We start from the raw sequence: 16,430 nt of genomic DNA, 5'->3' as shown, positions 1-16,430 counted from the left end.
TTACGAGATAAAGAGAAGGATTTATAGTAGTGCTGGAGGTGGCTATTGATGATGTTAGCTGGTAGATAGTTACTGTTAGAAGAACTTTCTTCAGATTTGCAGGATAAATTGGATCATTTGAAAAAGAATCGAGACGTCGTTTGTGTACAAGGGGTAATTAAGGAATCTTCAAAATATATGTGCCAGCGCTGCGGAAATATAGAGCAGCGACTATTTGCATCATTTCTATGTAAAAGGTGCAATAAAGTATGTACGTATTGCCGGGAATGTATAACGATGGGCAGGGTAAGTGAATGTGCTGTACTTGTTCGCGGGATTGCTGAAATAAGCGGAGAAAATTATTTGAATCCGTTACAGTGGGAAGGCGTTTTGTCTGCTGGTCAGGAGTTAGCTGCGCAAAGTGTCGTTGACGCTGTTAAGCAGAAAGAATCATTTTTTATTTGGGCGGTGTGCGGGGCTGGAAAAACAGAAATGTTGTTTCGCGGAATTGCAGAGGCACTACAAAAGGGAGAGAGAGTTTGTATTGCAACGCCGAGAACGGACGTTGTACTTGAATTAGCACCGAGATTACAAGAAGTGTTTCCAAATATAAATGTAGCTGCTTTATACGGAGGGAGTTTAGACCGAGAAAAAGATGCGGCGTTAATCGTTGCAACTACACATCAATTGTTACGTTATTATAGGGCGTTCCATGTCATGATTGTAGATGAGATAGATGCTTTTCCATATCATGCGGATAAGATGTTGCATTATGCAGTAAACGAAGCGATGAAAGAGGAGGCAGCACGTATTTATTTAACTGCAACTCCAGATGAAAAGTGGAAGCGTAAATTGCGGAATGGTAAGCAAAAAGGGGTTATTATTTCAGGACGTTATCATCGTCATCCATTGCCAGTCCCGATATTTCGGTGGTGCGGAAATTGGAAAAAGGGTCTTATGCGTAAAAAAATTCCTCGTGCTTTATTACAATGGTTAAATATGTACTTATCTAAACGATACCCCATTTTTCTATTTGTTCCTCATGTGCGATATGTAGAAGAAATTAGTCAGTTATTAAAATCATTAAACAATCAAATTGACGGTGTGCATGCAGAAGATCCGGCGAGAAAAGAGAAGGTAGCAGCTTTCAGAAAGGGAGAAATCCCTTTATTAGTTACAACGACAATTTTGGAACGAGGAGTAACTGTGAAAAATTTACAAGTGGCAGTTTTAGGAGCTGAGGAAGAAATATTTTCAGAAAGTGCTCTCGTTCAAATTGCAGGGCGTGCTGGCAGAAGCTCTGATGAACCGCATGGAGATGTCATCTATTTTCATTATGGAAAGACAGAGGCGATGGTGCGTGCGAAAAAACATATTCAAAGTATGAATAAGAATGCTAAAGAACAAGGATTGATAGATTGATGCATTGTCTACTTTGTGATGAGTATATTTCATATGCGATTAGTTGGTACACTTTTTTTGTTAAGCTTCATAAAAAGTATATATGTGATAGATGTGAACAAAAACTTTCCTATATTATAGGGGATATTTGCAAGGAGTGTGGTCGGCCTTTAGAACTTGTACCAGCTGAATATAAAAACGGGGATATTTGCATGGACTGTATAAGGTGGACGAACGAGCAGAGGTTTCCGCCGCTCATAAATCGTTCGTTGTATGTGTATGATGAAGGGATGAAAGAAATATTAGCACAGTTTAAATTTCGAGGAGATGCTGAATTAGTGCATATTTTTCATCAGCCTTTTCGAAGTCTTTTTCAAAAATATTTTGCGAATGTTTCAGTTGCCATTCCGGTCCCTCTTAGTGAAGAGCGGGAATACGAGCGTGGTTTTAATCAAGCGGAGTTACTAGCTTCTTGTTTGCCTATCAAAATGTTTTGTACATCATTAAGAAGAATAGAAACAGAAAAACAAAGTAAGAAGAAACGTAAAGAAAGGATATCGGGGGTTAATCCTTTTTATTTTCAGGGAGAAGAGATGTTTCATGAGCAACATGTTTTAATCGTGGATGATGTGTATACGACAGGAATTACTGTTAGGCAAATTGGAAGCCTTTTGTATGATCGAGGAGCGAGAGAAGTTTCTTGTTTGACGCTTTGTAGAGGTTAATATGTGAATGTCGAAAGGAATAATAAAAAGACGACAGATCTTCTTTGACTTACAGTCTTGTCATTCGTTATAGTCAAAATATGGGGCGGATGCCCTGATTTTAAGAGTGAAGGGAATGGAATGAACATGCAAGGACGAGTAAAGTGGTTCAATGCAGAAAAGGGATTTGGGTTTATTGAGCGTGAAGATGGTGATGATGTGTTTGTTCATTTTTCTGCTATTCAACAAGAGGGGTATAAGTCGTTAGAAGAAGGTCAACAAGTGGAGTTTGATATTGTTGATGGAGCACGTGGACCACAAGCGGCTAATGTTGTGAAACTGTAAAAATTAAGTTTTTGGAAAAGATAGAGCTGTATTTTTAGCAGCATTATATAGATGGTGAAAGCTCTTGCTCGTACCAAGGGCTTTTTTGTTGTGAGGAAGTTGTCAAAAAGTTGTTTCTTTTCTGTAACCAATTGTCCACAGTTACATTCGTTATTCACGATGTTAATAGGATAAAATAAAGATAGAAACGATGCATCTTTTCATTTCAACAAAAAACGATAAAAAAATCGCAATTCCACTAATTTTTTTAAAAAAGTTAGAAGGAGTTTTTAAGCCAATGTCGAAATTATAGTACATAGGCTTGAAAGGAGGAATTCATCTATGAAATTCAACATTCGTGGTGAAAATATTGAAGTAACTCCAGCATTAGGGGAATATGTAGAAAAAAAACTAAGTAAATTAGAGCGTTATTTTGATACATTCCCAGAGATTAAAGTTAATTTAAAGGTATACTCTGACAAGCAACGTATCGAGGTGACAATTCCATTTACAGATTTATTACTTCGTGCAGAAGAAACAAATAGCGATATGTACGCTGCGATTGATTTAGTAGTTGATAAAATTGAGCGACAAATTCGTAAACATAAAACAAAAGTAAACCGTAAATTACGTGAAAAGGGTTCTGTGAAAACTAACTTTATCCTTCCAGAAGCAGTAGCTGTTCTGGATGCGGTAGAAGAGGATGAATTAGAACTTGTACGTACAAAACGATTCGATTTAAAACCGATGGACGTTGAAGAAGCGATCTTACAAATGGATATGCTAGGACATAGTTTCTTCGTCTTCACAAATGCTGATACAAATGAAACTAATGTTGTATATGGCCGTAAAGACGGGAAATATGGTTTAATCGAAACTAAATAATAATTCGAAAGCGTAGCCGAATGAGGCTGCGCTTTTTTTATCCCGCTATTTGTGGGCAGTAAAACTCCCACCTCAAAATTCGGCCGGAGCAAAGAAGTTAGGTGGGAGCCCTGCTGCCCGTTAATGCCCGATTGGTGAGGGCTAATAATCAGTGGGGGATGAACAAAACCCCCACTGATTAAAGTGTCACTTTATATATTTTTGCCTTCCTATCTTGTAATATTGATATAAATTTAAATGGTCTATTTGTAATGAAATTTAGAAGTCATGTTTTGTCACGGTCAATTGTATTACTATTCCAAAAGGATCTCGCACAATGGCATAACCCGGGCTGAAGGAGTTTTTTTCAAAAGGTGTTAAAATATAAACCTCATCATGTTGAATTAGATTTTGATAGAGTGCTTCAATGGTTTGGAAATCTTTAGATTGAATGCATAATGATGAGCTATTACTTAATTGCCAAGGGCGTGTGGAATCCACTGCCTGTTCTGCAATCATAATTTTATTAGTGCCAATTTGTAAAACAGAATGGGTAATATAATGTTCTTGGCTTTCTTTATACGTGAAATTCGGATCTATTTCTTTCATTTCTTTATAATTCTTTTTAAATAAAACTTTTGCGTCTAAATACTGTTCGTAAAATGCAATTGCTTTAGCACCTTGCCCATTTAATGATAAAAAAGGGATTACTTCAAAGTTCATTGTATTGCCTCCTTCATATATGTTTACACTTATTACTATACAAATATAAGGTGCCAACATACGACACCTATAGGGAGAATTTATGAAAAAAGTTGAACGTTTAAATCAGATGCTACGTTTTATTAATCAAAAACAAATATTCACATTGAAAGATTTAATGGATGAATTTCAAATTTCAAAAAGGACAGCTTTACGTGATATTGCATCATTAGAGGAAATGGGTGTCCCTCTTTTTGCAGAGTATGGTCGGTATGGAGGGTATCGTTTAATAAAAACGATGACATTACCACCGATTTCATTTACAAATCATGAAGTTTTTGCACTTTATTTTGCAATGCAAGCACTAAGTAGTTTTGTAAGTATTCCCTTTCAAATCTCGTTTCGTTCCATTAATAAGAAATTTTTAGATAGTGTTTCGTCAAAACAACGTGAGCAAATTGAAAACTTGCAAAAAAGAGTGTCCTTTTTTCATTTGGAACAAGCACATGAATGTGGTTATCTAGAAGAGATTTTGTTAGCTGCTGTTCAAAATAGGGCTTTAACTATAAACTATGTAACGCCGAAACAAACGACAATGCGCCGTATTCAGCCGATTTCGATTTATGCAATGAAAGGTTATTGGTATTGCCAGGCTTACGATTTAGATAAAGCGGCTTATCGAGTGTTTCGCTGTGATCGTATTCGGTCGTTAGAAATGGTAGGTGCTCAGGATAGTCTGGATTTGGAAAACATAAATATATATAACGCACATAGTCTTTGGAAGGCAACTGAACAAGCTATTCAATTTAAATGCTCAATTACTGCGAGGGGGATAGAGATATTTAAGCAACAACAATATCCTTCGATGAAATTATGGGAAGAACACGAAGATACATACTTAATAGGAACTTATGAGCCTGCTGAAATCAACTTTATCATCTCGTATCTAGCTAGTTTTGGTAAAACTATAAAAATAATTGAGCCATCTTCTTTAAAAGAGAACTTGAAAGAATACTACTTAGATTTAATACAAAATTTGTAATGTGAATTTGAAATATTAGTTTGTTGGAACAAATTAAATGAAAAATTTTTCTGAATCTACGGCTCGACATTTGGACGATTGTTGTCATAGTTACAAGACAAGTGTTACAATTATCATTAGGTTTATACATTTTAGTTTTTTTAATTAGGAGAAAAATTGGCATAATATAAATTTGATTTTTATAACGACTGATTGTAAAGAGAAAAAGAAAGCAATCGGAAGTTTTATTTTAATAAAAGAGGAGCGTATTTCCTATGATCGGTATTTTAAAAAAGGTATTTGATGTCAACCAACGCCAAATTAAACGTATGCAGAAGACAGTGGAGCAAATTGATGCATTAGAATCATCTATTAAGCCGCTAACTGATGAACAATTAAAAGGAAAGACGATTGAATTTAAAGAACGTCTAACAAAAGGTGAGACAGTAGATGATCTACTTCCTGAAGCTTTTGCGGTTGTTCGTGAAGCAGCAAATCGTGTTCTTGGAATGCGTCCATATGGCGTACAGCTAATGGGTGGTATCGCCTTACATGAAGGAAATATCTCTGAGATGAAAACAGGTGAAGGTAAAACGTTAACATCTACTTTACCTGTATATTTAAACGCATTAACAGGAAAAGGTGTTCACGTTGTTACAGTCAATGAATACTTAGCACAACGTGATGCAAGTGAAATGGGACAACTTCATGAGTTCCTTGGTCTAACTGTAGGGATTAACTTAAATAGTATGTCACGTGAAGAGAAAAAAGCTGCTTATGCTGCTGATATTACGTATAGCACAAATAACGAGCTTGGATTCGATTACTTACGTGACAACATGGTGTTATATAGAGAGCAGTGCGTTCAGCGTCCACTTAATTTTGCTATCATCGATGAAGTCGATTCCATTTTAGTCGATGAAGCACGTACGCCGCTTATTATTTCTGGGCAAGCTCAAAAATCAACAGAGCTATACATGTTTGCAAATGCATTCGTTCGTACATTAGAAAATGAAAAAGAATATTCATTTGATGTGAAAACGAAAAATGTAATGTTAACTGAAGATGGTATTACGAAAGCAGAGAAAGCTTTCCATATTGAAAACTTATTTGATTTAAAACATGTAGCACTTCTTCACCATATTAATCAGGGGCTTCGTGCACATGTTGTTATGCACCTTGATACAGATTATGTTGTACAAGAAGGCGAAATCGTAATCGTAGACCAATTCACTGGTCGTCTTATGAAAGGTCGTCGTTATAGCGAAGGTTTACACCAAGCTATTGAAGCAAAAGAAGGCGTAGAAATTCAAAATGAAAGTATGACGCTTGCAACAATTACGTTCCAGAACTACTTCCGTATGTACGAAAAATTATCTGGTATGACTGGTACAGCGAAAACGGAAGAAGAAGAATTCCGTAGTATTTACAATATGAATGTTATCGTAATTCCAACGAATAAAGATATTATTCGTGATGACCGTGCTGATTTAATCTTCAAATCAATGGAAGGTAAATTCAATGCAGTTGTTGAGGATATTGTAAATCGTCATAAGCAAGGGCAACCTATTCTTGTTGGTACAGTTGCAATTGAAACATCAGAGCTTATTTCAAAAATGTTAACACGTAAAGGTGTACGTCATAATATCTTAAACGCAAAAAACCATGCGCGTGAAGCAGATATCATTGCAGAAGCTGGTATGAAAGGCGCTGTAACAATTGCGACGAATATGGCTGGTCGTGGTACGGATATTAAGTTAGGCGACGATATTAGAAATGTTGGCCTAGCAGTTATCGGTACAGAGCGTCACGAAAGTCGTCGTATTGATAATCAGTTACGTGGTCGTTCTGGTCGTCAAGGAGACCCTGGTGTAACACAGTTCTACTTATCAATGGAAGATGAACTAATGCGCCGCTTCGGTTCTGACAATATGAAAGCGATGATGGATCGCCTTGGTATGGATGATTCACAGCCAATCGAAAGTAAAATGGTTTCTCGTGCGGTAGAATCTGCACAAAAACGTGTAGAAGGAAATAACTATGATGCACGTAAACAGCTATTGCAATACGACGATGTACTCCGTCAACAACGTGAAGTAATTTATAAACAGCGTCAAGAAGTAATGGATTCAGAGAACTTACGCAGCATTATTGAAGGTATGATGAAATCTACGATAGAACGTGCTGTTGCACTTCATACGCAAGAAGAAATCGAAGAAGATTGGAGCATTAAAGGTCTTGTCGATTACTTAAATACAAACCTTCTTGAAGAAGGAGATGTAAAAGAAGAAGAGTTACGTCGCCTTGCTCCAGAAGAAATGAGCGAATCAATTATCGCGAAATTGTTAGAGCGTTATAATGAAAGAGAGAAGCTTCTACCTGAAGAGCAGACGCGTGAATTCGAAAAGGTTGTTGTATTCCGTGTTGTAGATACGAAATGGACAGATCATATCGATGCAATGGATCACCTTCGTGAAGGTATTCATTTACGTGCTTACGGACAAATTGATCCACTTCGTGAATACCAAATGGAAGGATTCGCAATGTTCGAGTCGATGATCGCTTCTATTGAAGAGGAAATCTCTCGTTACATTATGAAAGCTGAAATTGAGCAAAACTTAGAGCGTCAAGAAGTTGTTCAAGGTGAAGCTGTTCATCCATCAAGCGATGGTGAAGACGCGAAGAAAAAACCGGTTGTAAAAGGTGACCAAATGGGACGCAACGATTTATGTAAATGCGGTAGTGGCAAGAAATATAAAAACTGTTGTGGCATTGGGCAGTAATAGGGAACTGTAGTTCAGTCTGCTTTGCAAACTTTTACATCAAAAATGTATAATGAAAAGGTTTAAACTCTCTCCGTAATAAGCGGAGAGAGTTTCCCTTGTTTTCATATGAAAGTAACAGCAATTACATAGAGGTGAAGGAAATGGAATTAGTAGAAATTAGGCAAGAATTAGAGAAAATGGCTAAGAGATTAGCGGCTTTTAGGGGGTCTCTTTGACCTCCCTACTAAGGAAAAACAAATTGCAGAATTAGAAGAAACGATGATGGGCGCTGGATTTTGGGATGACCAACAAGGCGCACAAGCTGTAATTAATGAAGCGAATGCGCTGAAAGATATGGTTGGAAGGTTCCGTCAGTTAGATGAGACGTTCGAAAACTTAGAAATGACGCATGACCTACTTAAAGAAGAGTATGATGAAGATTTACATGAGGAATTAGAATCTGAAGTGAAAACTTTAATTCAAGAAATGAATGAGTACGAGCTTCAGTTACTATTAAGCGATCCTTATGATAAAAATAACGCTATTTTAGAATTACACCCAGGTGCAGGTGGAACAGAGTCACAAGACTGGGGTTCTATGTTATTACGTATGTACACACGCTGGGCTGAGAAACGTGGGTTTAAAGTAGAAACGGTTGACTACTTACCGGGCGATGAAGCTGGTATTAAGAGTGTTACATTATTAATTAAAGGTCATAACGCTTACGGTTACTTGAAAGCGGAGAAAGGTGTACATCGTCTTGTACGTATTTCACCGTTCGATTCTTCAGGTCGTCGTCATACATCGTTCGTATCTTGTGAAGTTGTACCTGAATTCAATGATGAAGTTGAAATTGAAGTACGTACAGAAGATTTGAAAATAGATACGTATCGTGCAAGTGGGGCAGGCGGACAGCATGTTAATACGACAGATTCAGCAGTTCGTATAACGCATCTACCAACAAATACGGTTGTGACATGTCAGTCAGAGCGTTCTCAAATTAAAAACCGTGAACATGCGATGAAAATGCTGAAAGCGAAATTATATCAAAAGAAATTAGAAGAACAACAAGCACAATTAGATGAGATTCGCGGAGAGCAAAAAGAAATTGGATGGGGCAGCCAAATTCGTTCTTACGTATTCCATCCGTATTCTCTTGTGAAAGACCATCGTACAAATACAGAAGTTGGTAACGTACAAGCAGTTATGGATGGGGAAATTAATCCGTTTATTGATGCGTATTTACGTTCTCGTATTTAATAAGAGAAAAAGCCAACAGAATTGTTGGCACATGTTGAGGTCCAAGAGGATATAAAGAGGCTTATCTTATTTATATTGATGAAATAAAGAGGAAGAGAAGTTGGAGGCGACAACTTCTCTTTTTGATGAGATTACATGTAGAATACAATGCCGTATATTGTTTTGTAAAAAGTAGAGAATAGTAAAACAGAGCGATAATAGGGTAGGGCTTTATATAGGGATTCTCATTTTTGGTTTGGAGAAAAAGGCTCTTTATAGAATTTTTTAAGGTGTTCACAGAATTGAAACAATTTATGAAAGCTTATTTTATTAGGCTTCTCACTATATTTGTGAAAAATATGAAATATACCTTAGTTTTTCTATATAAAGATAATGCTTATAATGAATATTGAATGTGTTATGAAAACTATTGCCTAGTTATGAATGAAAAGAATATCAACAATGGGGAGCGATGGAAGTGAAAAAGAAATTGTTGGCTATTGCGTTAGGGACATCAGTCGTTTTTGCTTTAGGAGCATGTGGAAATAAAGAAGAGAGTAAACCATCAAAACAATCTGCAAGCACAGATAGCGCAGAACAAATTTACCAAAAAAGTTGTATAGGTTGTCATGCTAAAGATTTATCAGGAGCAACTGGACCAGATTTACGAAAAGTAGGACAGAAATACGACGCAGCAGAGATTGAAAAGGTTATTGAAAAAGGTCGCGGTTCAATGTCACCAGGAATTATTCAAGGTGAAGATGCGAAAAAAGTAGCTGAATGGTTAGCGGAGCATAAATAAGAAACGTAACTAATAAACGAGCTGATTGTATAACTTGACCGAAAAGTGCTTCGAGTTAAGTAATTACATGAGCTCGTTTACCTTTTGTTGGGATGTAACATAACTGTAACAAAATTGTATCCGAACTGGAAACCGATTGATGTTACAATGGGGTTTGTAGAATTTTGATGAAATATATTACATAGAGTAGCGTTGCTAATAAAAAGCATGTATGGAAGCTACCTTCAACAAGAATGGTCGAGCGAAAATAAAGGTTTTTCTTTTATTTTCAAATGTACAGAAAAGTATTTCGAAAAAAATCATTAAGTATTGGGTGATAAATAATGATAAAAATGACGAATGTTTATAAGGAGTACCCAAATGGTATGAAAGCCATTGCTGGTCTCACAGTTAACATTAAACAAGGTGAATTTGTATACGTAGTTGGACCGAGTGGAGCCGGAAAATCTACATTTATTAAAATGATGTATCGTGAAGAGAAGCCATCTACAGGATCAATTAATGTAAATGGACTTGTAATTGAAACATTAGCAGAAAGAGATGTTCCATATTTCCGTCGTCAATTAGGCGTAATTTTCCAAGATTTTAAATTGCTACCTAAATTAACGGTATATGAGAATGTTGCGTTTGCTTTAGAAGTAATTGAAGAAGAACGAGATGCGATTCGTGAACGTGTTACAGAAGTGTTAGGTCTTGTAGGTCTAGATGATCGTGCAGATGCACTTCCAGGCGAACTTTCAGGCGGAGAGCAACAACGTGTGGCGATTGCAAGAGCGATTGTAAATAGACCAAAGGTTGTAATTGCTGATGAGCCAACAGGTAACTTAGATATTGAAACAGCGCTTGATATTATGAGTATTTTTAAACGTATTAATGAGCGTGGTACAACGATTGTTATGGCGACACATAACGCAGATATCGTAAATACAATTCGTCATCGTGTAATTGCAATTGAAGGCGGAAGAATTGTTCGAGACGAGATTGAGGGAGGATACGGATATGAAGGCTAAAACCCTTAGTCGACATTTGCGAGAAGGTGTGAAAAATCTATCCCGTAACGGATGGATGACATTTGCTTCTGTAAGTGCAGTAACAGTTACGTTATTACTTGTAGGTGTCTTTTTGGCAGCGATTATGAATATGAACCATTTTGCGACGAAAGTAGAGCAAGATGTAGAAATTCGTGTGCATGTTGATCCGGCAGCAAAAGAAGCTGATCAAAAGAAATTAGAAGAAGATATGAGTAAAATTGCGAAAGTAGATTCTATTAAATATTCTTCTAAAGAAGAAGAGTTGAAACGTTTAATTAAAAGCTTAGGCGATAGTGGAAAAACGTTCGAGTTATTTGAGCAAGATAATCCACTGAAAGATGTATTTGTTGTAAAGGCGAAAGAACCAACAGATACAGCGGCGATTGCGAAAAAGATTGAGAAAATGCAGTTTGTAAGTAATGTTCAATACGGTAAAGGTCAAGTTGAAAAATTATTTGATACTGTAAAAACTGGTCGTAACATCGGGATTGCGTTAATTGCTGGTCTTCTATTCACAGCGATGTTCTTAATCTCTAACACAATTAAAATTACAATTTATGCTCGTAGTACTGAGATTGAAATTATGAAACTTGTTGGTGCAACAAACTGGTTTATTCGTTGGCCGTTCTTGTTAGAGGGATTATTCCTAGGAGTATTAGGATCAATTATTCCAATTGGCCTAATTTTAGTTATATATAATTCATTGCAAGGTGTGTTTAATGAAAAACTTGGCGGAACAATTTTCGAGCTTCTACCATACAACCCATTCGTATTCCAATTAGCTGGTTTATTAGTGTTAATCGGTGCATTAATCGGTATGTGGGGAAGTGTAATGTCAATTCGTCGCTTCTTAAAAGTATAAAAAGTTGCAAACATAATTCGTACAAGCTTATCATATAGTAGAAATAGGTAAAGGCATCACACATCGTGTGATGCCTTTTGCTACACCACCTGTGTGTTCTGGAAAGGGGAATTCCGCATTGAAACGTAGAGTTGCAATTATTGGAATGGTTGTTGCATTTTTAATTGGTGCTGGCGGGATGTTTGGTGGTATGTACTGGTTTGGGATAAACCCAGCGTATGTAACGCAAACAGTATCGAATGGTAATGCTGGCATAGCACAAGGGAATTTGGCAAAGATTAATGAGGCGTATGCACTAATTGATTCACGTTATGTGGAAGACGTGAAAGACGACAAGTTAGTCGAAGGTGCGATACAAGGAATGTTGTCTACGCTGAAGGACCCTTATTCCACGTATATGGATAAAGAAACGGCAAAACAGTTTAGTCAGTCACTAGATCCTGAACTTGAAGGGATTGGAGCTGAAGTAAACAAGACGGACGGTAAGCTTATTATCGTATCGCCAATTAAAGGTTCACCAGCAGAAAAGATAGGAATTAAACCGAATGACCAAATTTTATCTGTAGATGGAAATAGTGTGAAAGATTTATCACGTGAAGAAGCAGTATTAAAAATTCGTGGTAAAAAAGGAACGACTGTTGCAATTGAAATTAAGCGCGCAGGAGTGGCTGATCCGATAGAATTTAAAATTAAGCGAGAAAAGATTCCGATTTTCACTGTATTTAGTTCCGTAAAGCAAGAGAGCGGAAAAGACATCGGTTATATGCAAATTACTTCTTTTGCTGAAAATACTGCGAAAGAATTTAAGGATCAGTTAAAAGAGTTAGAGAAGAAACATATAACAGGCTTAGTTATTGACGTACGTGGCAATCCTGGTGGCTATTTAAATAGTGTAGAAGACATACTAGGAGACATCATGACAGATAAAAAGCCAATGCTACAAGTAGAACAGCGAAATGGTGAGAAGAAGAAATTCTCTACGGAACTGAAAGAAAGAAAGCCATATCCAATTTCAGTATTAATTGATAATGGAAGTGCTTCTGCTTCAGAGATTTTAGCGGGTGCGCTGAAAGAGGGAGAAGGATACGATTTAATTGGTGAAAAAACGTTTGGTAAAGGTACTGTCCAACAAGCTGTTCCATTTAAAGATGGTAGCAATATTAAATTAACAATGTTTAAATGGTTAACACCAGATGGCAATTGGATTCATAAAAAAGGAATCGCGCCAACTGTAGAAGTGAAGCAACCAGATTATTATCATGCGACACCAATTCAAATTGAAAAGACACTTTCATACAATTCAAATGATGTACAAGTAAAACATGCGCAAGAAATGCTTAAGAGCTTAGGCTATGTACCAGGACGTGAAGATGGGTACTTTAGCAAAGAGACAGAATCAGCACTAAAAGCATTCCAAAATGCGAATGAGATGGAAGCAACAGGACAACTCGATAAAAAGACAGCTGAAGCGCTTCAAACTAAAATTATTGAAAAAATCCGTTCTGGAGAAAATGATTTACAATTACAGACGGCATTGAAATTAATAGCGAAATAAGAAAGAATACAGGCACTTTGATGCCTGTATTTTTTATGTGTTAAACAAACATTTCTTTAGTTATGATAAGATAAAAAGAAAAAATGATATAAATGGTGGTGAATGAATTCGTGGAGGCATGGCTTTTTGAAATACTACGAGCAGTTGGACGTTTTTTCTTACACCCTGCTGTCTATGTATTTTTAATTAGTAGTATCTTCGTTGGATACTTACGTATATTACGAGAACGAAAAGATTTTTCTTTTAAAGTATATGATATTTGGTTTGAACTACGAACAACTCTATTTGCAGGTATTGGGTACGGATTAATCGTATCTATTATTACGATTGGACTCGGGCTAGTTGTTTCAAAAGCGAGTTTATGGGCAATTTTACTTTGGACGTTATTATTTGGATTAACTGCTATGTATCGATATTTATCTGTAGCTTATACTTTCGGAATCGCTATTGCACTCGTGTTGTTATCGTCTAAGATGCCAGTTTCCTTCTTACAGCTTGGAGAAGGTGAGGAGGGTACGATTGTATCCCTTGCTATTTTACTAGGCGTTATGCTCGTTGTAGAGGGGTTATTAATCTCTAAAAATGCGGTTCGCTATTCTACGCCAAAAATTAACAAAGGTAAGCGTGGGCTACGAATTGGACTACATGAATCAAATCGTTTATGGCTTGTACCAGTATTTATTCTTATACCAGGAGATGCGGTGACAGGATTTATTTCTTGGTGGCCTGTCGTTTCAATAGGTTCGACTACATACTCTTTATTCCTCGTACCATTTCTAATTGGATTTATGAGAAAAGTTAGAAGTTATGAGCCGACGGAAGCTTTATTATTTACAGGAAGACGTGTCTATGGATTAGCGGGGCTCGTACTCGTTTTGGGTATCGCAAGTTACTGGTGGCACGTACTCGCAATTATCGCGATGGGAGTCGCAATGCTTGGACGCTTTACAATCTCGATGCAAGAGAAAATTGCAGACGAGAAAAGACCAGCATACTTTGCCGCACGTAATGATGGACTTGTTGTGTTAGATACAATTCCTAATACAATTGGGGCAGAGATGAATTTAAAGCCTGGAGAAGTTATTACGAAAGTAAATGGAGTCATTCCAAGAAGTACCGAAGAGTTTTATGACGCGCTTCAAACGAAGACGACAGGGGCGTTTTGTAAATTAGAAGTAGTAGATACAAATGGTGAGCTTCGTCTTGCTCAAACAGCATTATACGCCGGGGGACATCATGAATTAGGTGTTGTATTTGTTCAGCAAGAGCATGAGTGGGATTCGGAAGCGATATAAAATAAAATGGAAACCTTCATCAAACACAGATGAAGGTTTTTTTAGTTTCATAGACGGATAACTTGAATAATCGTTTGATAATGGTTATCATTTAGAGAGTCTTTTAATTTGGAAAAGGGAGGAAAGATATGTTACGTAAATTTTTTTCTTACTATAAACCGTATAAAGGTTTATTCATACTTGATTTTTCCTGTGCAGTTATCGCAGGCTTACTCGAACTTGGTTTCCCGCTTATCGTAAATCAATTTATTGATAAGTTATTACCAGGGCAAAACTGGACGCTTATTTTATGGGCTTGTTTCGGTTTATTCGCAGTTTACGTGTTAAATGCAGGTTTGCAATACGTTGTTACATATTGGGGACATATGCTTGGTATTAACATTGAAACTGATATGAGACAGAAATTATTTGATCACATTCAAAAGCTATCATTCAGATTTTTTGATAATAATAAAACAGGTCATTTAATTTCACGTCTTACAAACGATTTAATGGAAATTGGGGAAATTGCTCACCATGGACCAGAAGATTTATTCATTGCCATTATGACTTTAGTCGGAGCATTTTCATTTATGATGATGATTAACTGGAAGTTAGCACTTCTAACATTCTTCGTAATCCCGTTCTTATTATGGTTGGCACTTTACTTCAACAAAAAAATGACAGGTACGTTTAGACGTTTATTCTCAGACGTTGCTGATTTCAATGCATGTATTGAGAACAATGTTGGTGGTATCCGCGTTGTACAAGCATTCGGAAATGAAAAGTTTGAGAAAGAGCAATTTGCTGTAAATAATGCTCGTTTCCGTACAACAAAATTAATGGCGTATAAAATTATGGCGTTAAATTCATCTATTAGTTATATGCTGATGCGTCTTGTAACACTCTTTGTATTAATATGTGGTACATGGTTCGTACTGCAAGGTGAATTAACGTACGGTGGATTTATTGGATTCGTTTTGTTAACGAACATTTTCTTCCGCCCAATTGAAAAAATTAATGCGGTTATTGAAAGTTATCCGAAAGGAATCGCTGGTTTTAAAAGATATGTAGAACTTCTGGAAACAGAGCCGGATATTGTAGATTCTAAAGATGCAATAGAAGTTAAACATGTACACGGCGATATTCAATACAATAACATCACGTTCGGATATGAAAATAAAGAGCCGATTTTAAACGATATTAGTTTGAAAATACATGCAGGTGAAACAGTTGCTTTCGTTGGACCATCAGGGGCAGGGAAAACAACACTATGTAGTTTATTACCGCGTTTTTATGAACACTCATCTGGATCGATTCAAATTGATGGCATTGACACGAAAGAGATGACGTTATCGTCACTTCGTAAGCAAATCGGAATTGTGCAGCAAGATGTTTTCTTATTCTCAGGAACAATTCGTGAAAATATCGCTTACGGAAACTTAAAAGCTTCAGAATCTGAAATTTGGCAGGCGGTAAAACGTGCCCAGTTGGAGGACTTAATTTACTCGCAACCAGACGGTTTAGATACAGTTATTGGTGAGCGTGGTGTGAAACTTTCAGGAGGACAAAAGCAGCGCTTAGCAATTGCCCGTATGTTCTTGAAAAACCCACCAATTTTAATTTTAGATGAAGCAACTTCTGCGCTAGACACAGAGACGGAACTTGCTATCCAAAAATCACTTGCTGAACTATCTGTCGGTCGTACAACGTTAGTTATCGCTCACAGGCTAGCAACTATTAAAAATGCGGATCGCATCGTCGTTGTAAATAAAGATGGTATTGCAGAACAAGGTTCACATGCTGAATTAATTGAGCGTGGCGGAGGGTATAGCAGGTTATACGAAGCACAGTTTAGTTCGTAAATATAATTTCTGCTGAATTAGTGCACCATAAGTAAGTGGAAA

General features: G+C 36.8%; 14 protein-coding genes. 13 read left to right on the top strand and 1 reads right to left on the bottom strand.

All coding sequences use genetic code 11. The annotated features are described in order from the left end of the window. Positions 1-72 precede the first annotated feature (72 nt). The 4 genes from comFA (at position 73) to hpf (ending at position 3,293) form a co-directional block, all read left to right on the top strand. Positions 73-1,401 (top strand): ATP-dependent helicase ComFA, encoded by a 1,329-nt coding sequence (comFA, locus tag MHI07_RS24315; RefSeq protein WP_340826921.1) that lies wholly within the window; start codon positions 73-75, stop codon positions 1,399-1,401. Continuing rightward, on the top strand, positions 1,401-2,105 hold the full coding sequence (locus MHI07_RS24310; protein ID WP_002112877.1) for a ComF family protein: 705 nt from the start codon (positions 1,401-1,403) through the stop codon (positions 2,103-2,105). The genes comFA and MHI07_RS24310 overlap by 1 nt, the downstream gene beginning before the upstream one ends. A gap of 126 nt (positions 2,106-2,231) precedes the next feature. Beyond that, the gene (gene cspC / locus MHI07_RS24305; protein ID WP_033710669.1) at positions 2,232-2,429 is read left to right on the top strand and encodes a cold shock protein CspC; all 198 of its coding nucleotides are present in this window, start codon (positions 2,232-2,234) and stop codon (positions 2,427-2,429) included. A gap of 321 nt (positions 2,430-2,750) precedes the next feature. Then, positions 2,751-3,293 (top strand): ribosome hibernation-promoting factor, HPF/YfiA family, encoded by a 543-nt coding sequence (gene hpf / locus MHI07_RS24300; RefSeq protein WP_002159874.1) that lies wholly within the window; start codon positions 2,751-2,753, stop codon positions 3,291-3,293. Between the two features lie 258 nt (positions 3,294-3,551). On the opposite strand, the gene MHI07_RS24295 is transcribed toward hpf, so the two are convergent. Then, positions 3,552-3,995 (bottom strand): VOC family protein, encoded by a 444-nt coding sequence (locus tag MHI07_RS24295; protein WP_215580109.1) that lies wholly within the window; start codon positions 3,993-3,995, stop codon positions 3,552-3,554. Between the two features lie 82 nt (positions 3,996-4,077). Between MHI07_RS24295 and MHI07_RS24290 the strand changes: the two genes are divergently transcribed. The 9 genes from MHI07_RS24290 (at position 4,078) to MHI07_RS24250 (ending at position 16,388) form a co-directional block, all read left to right on the top strand. Next, complete coding sequence (locus MHI07_RS24290; RefSeq protein WP_340826671.1) at positions 4,078-5,016, top strand: helix-turn-helix transcriptional regulator; 939 nt, start codon at positions 4,078-4,080, stop codon at positions 5,014-5,016. A 254-nt stretch (positions 5,017-5,270) separates the two neighbouring features. Then, positions 5,271-7,778 carry a preprotein translocase subunit SecA gene (gene secA / locus MHI07_RS24285; protein ID WP_002159876.1) on the top strand — a complete coding sequence of 836 codons (2,508 nt, stop codon included), beginning with the start codon at positions 5,271-5,273 and terminating at the stop codon, positions 7,776-7,778. A gap of 143 nt (positions 7,779-7,921) precedes the next feature. Then, a protein-coding gene (gene prfB, locus MHI07_RS24280) for a peptide chain release factor 2 (RefSeq protein ID WP_098988193.1) occupies positions 7,922-9,020 on the top strand; the annotation gives its coding sequence in 2 pieces (ribosomal slippage) (positions 7,922-7,993 and positions 7,995-9,020; 1,098 coding nt in all). Between the two features lie 457 nt (positions 9,021-9,477). Further along, positions 9,478-9,801: a cytochrome c551 gene (gene cccB, locus MHI07_RS24275; RefSeq protein ID WP_002159877.1), complete on the top strand. Its 324-nt coding sequence runs from the start codon at positions 9,478-9,480 to the stop codon at positions 9,799-9,801. Positions 9,802-10,124: 323 nt separating this feature from the next. After that, a complete protein-coding gene (gene ftsE, locus MHI07_RS24270) occupies positions 10,125-10,811 on the top strand; it encodes a cell division ATP-binding protein FtsE (RefSeq protein WP_088079716.1) in 687 nt (228 codons plus the stop codon). Further along, positions 10,801-11,694, top strand: a complete 894-nt coding sequence (ftsX, locus tag MHI07_RS24265) for a permease-like cell division protein FtsX (RefSeq protein ID WP_078179454.1) — start codon at positions 10,801-10,803, stop codon at positions 11,692-11,694. The genes ftsE and ftsX overlap by 11 nt, the downstream gene beginning before the upstream one ends. Before the next feature lie 118 nt (positions 11,695-11,812). Beyond that, complete coding sequence (locus MHI07_RS24260) at positions 11,813-13,249, top strand: S41 family peptidase (protein ID WP_088079715.1); 1,437 nt, start codon at positions 11,813-11,815, stop codon at positions 13,247-13,249. A gap of 110 nt (positions 13,250-13,359) precedes the next feature. Continuing rightward, entirely contained in the window at positions 13,360-14,544 is a 1,185-nt protein-coding gene (locus MHI07_RS24255) for a PDZ domain-containing protein (RefSeq protein ID WP_170972781.1), read from the top strand. A 128-nt stretch (positions 14,545-14,672) separates the two neighbouring features. Beyond that, entirely contained in the window at positions 14,673-16,388 is a 1,716-nt protein-coding gene (locus tag MHI07_RS24250; protein ID WP_002112850.1) for an ABC transporter ATP-binding protein, read from the top strand. Positions 16,389-16,430: the final 42 nt, after the last annotated feature.

This window comes from Bacillus sp. FSL H8-0545 (assembly GCF_038006105.1).
GTDB classification, from domain to species: Bacteria; Bacillota; Bacilli; order Bacillales; family Bacillaceae_G; genus Bacillus_A; species Bacillus_A cereus_U.
This window is presented reverse-complemented; position numbering and strand designations above follow the sequence as displayed.

What these genes read in the sequence shown, in the direction of transcription:
- MHI07_RS24295 (WP_215580109.1), bottom strand. Translation starts at nt 3,995, where the DNA reads ATGAACTTTGAAGTAATCCCTTTTTTATCATTAAATGGGCAAGGTGCT.
- cspC (WP_033710669.1), top strand. Translation starts at nt 2,232, where the DNA reads ATGCAAGGACGAGTAAAGTGGTTCAATGCAGAAAAGGGATTTGGGTTT.
- secA (WP_002159876.1), top strand. Translation starts at nt 5,271, where the DNA reads ATGATCGGTATTTTAAAAAAGGTATTTGATGTCAACCAACGCCAAATT.
- ftsE (WP_088079716.1), top strand. Translation starts at nt 10,125, where the DNA reads ATGATAAAAATGACGAATGTTTATAAGGAGTACCCAAATGGTATGAAA.
- MHI07_RS24290 (WP_340826671.1), top strand. Translation starts at nt 4,078, where the DNA reads ATGAAAAAAGTTGAACGTTTAAATCAGATGCTACGTTTTATTAATCAA.
- ftsX (WP_078179454.1), top strand. Translation starts at nt 10,801, where the DNA reads ATGAAGGCTAAAACCCTTAGTCGACATTTGCGAGAAGGTGTGAAAAAT.
- MHI07_RS24250 (WP_002112850.1), top strand. Translation starts at nt 14,673, where the DNA reads ATGTTACGTAAATTTTTTTCTTACTATAAACCGTATAAAGGTTTATTC.
- MHI07_RS24310 (WP_002112877.1), top strand. Translation starts at nt 1,401, where the DNA reads ATGCATTGTCTACTTTGTGATGAGTATATTTCATATGCGATTAGTTGG.
- hpf (WP_002159874.1), top strand. Translation starts at nt 2,751, where the DNA reads ATGAAATTCAACATTCGTGGTGAAAATATTGAAGTAACTCCAGCATTA.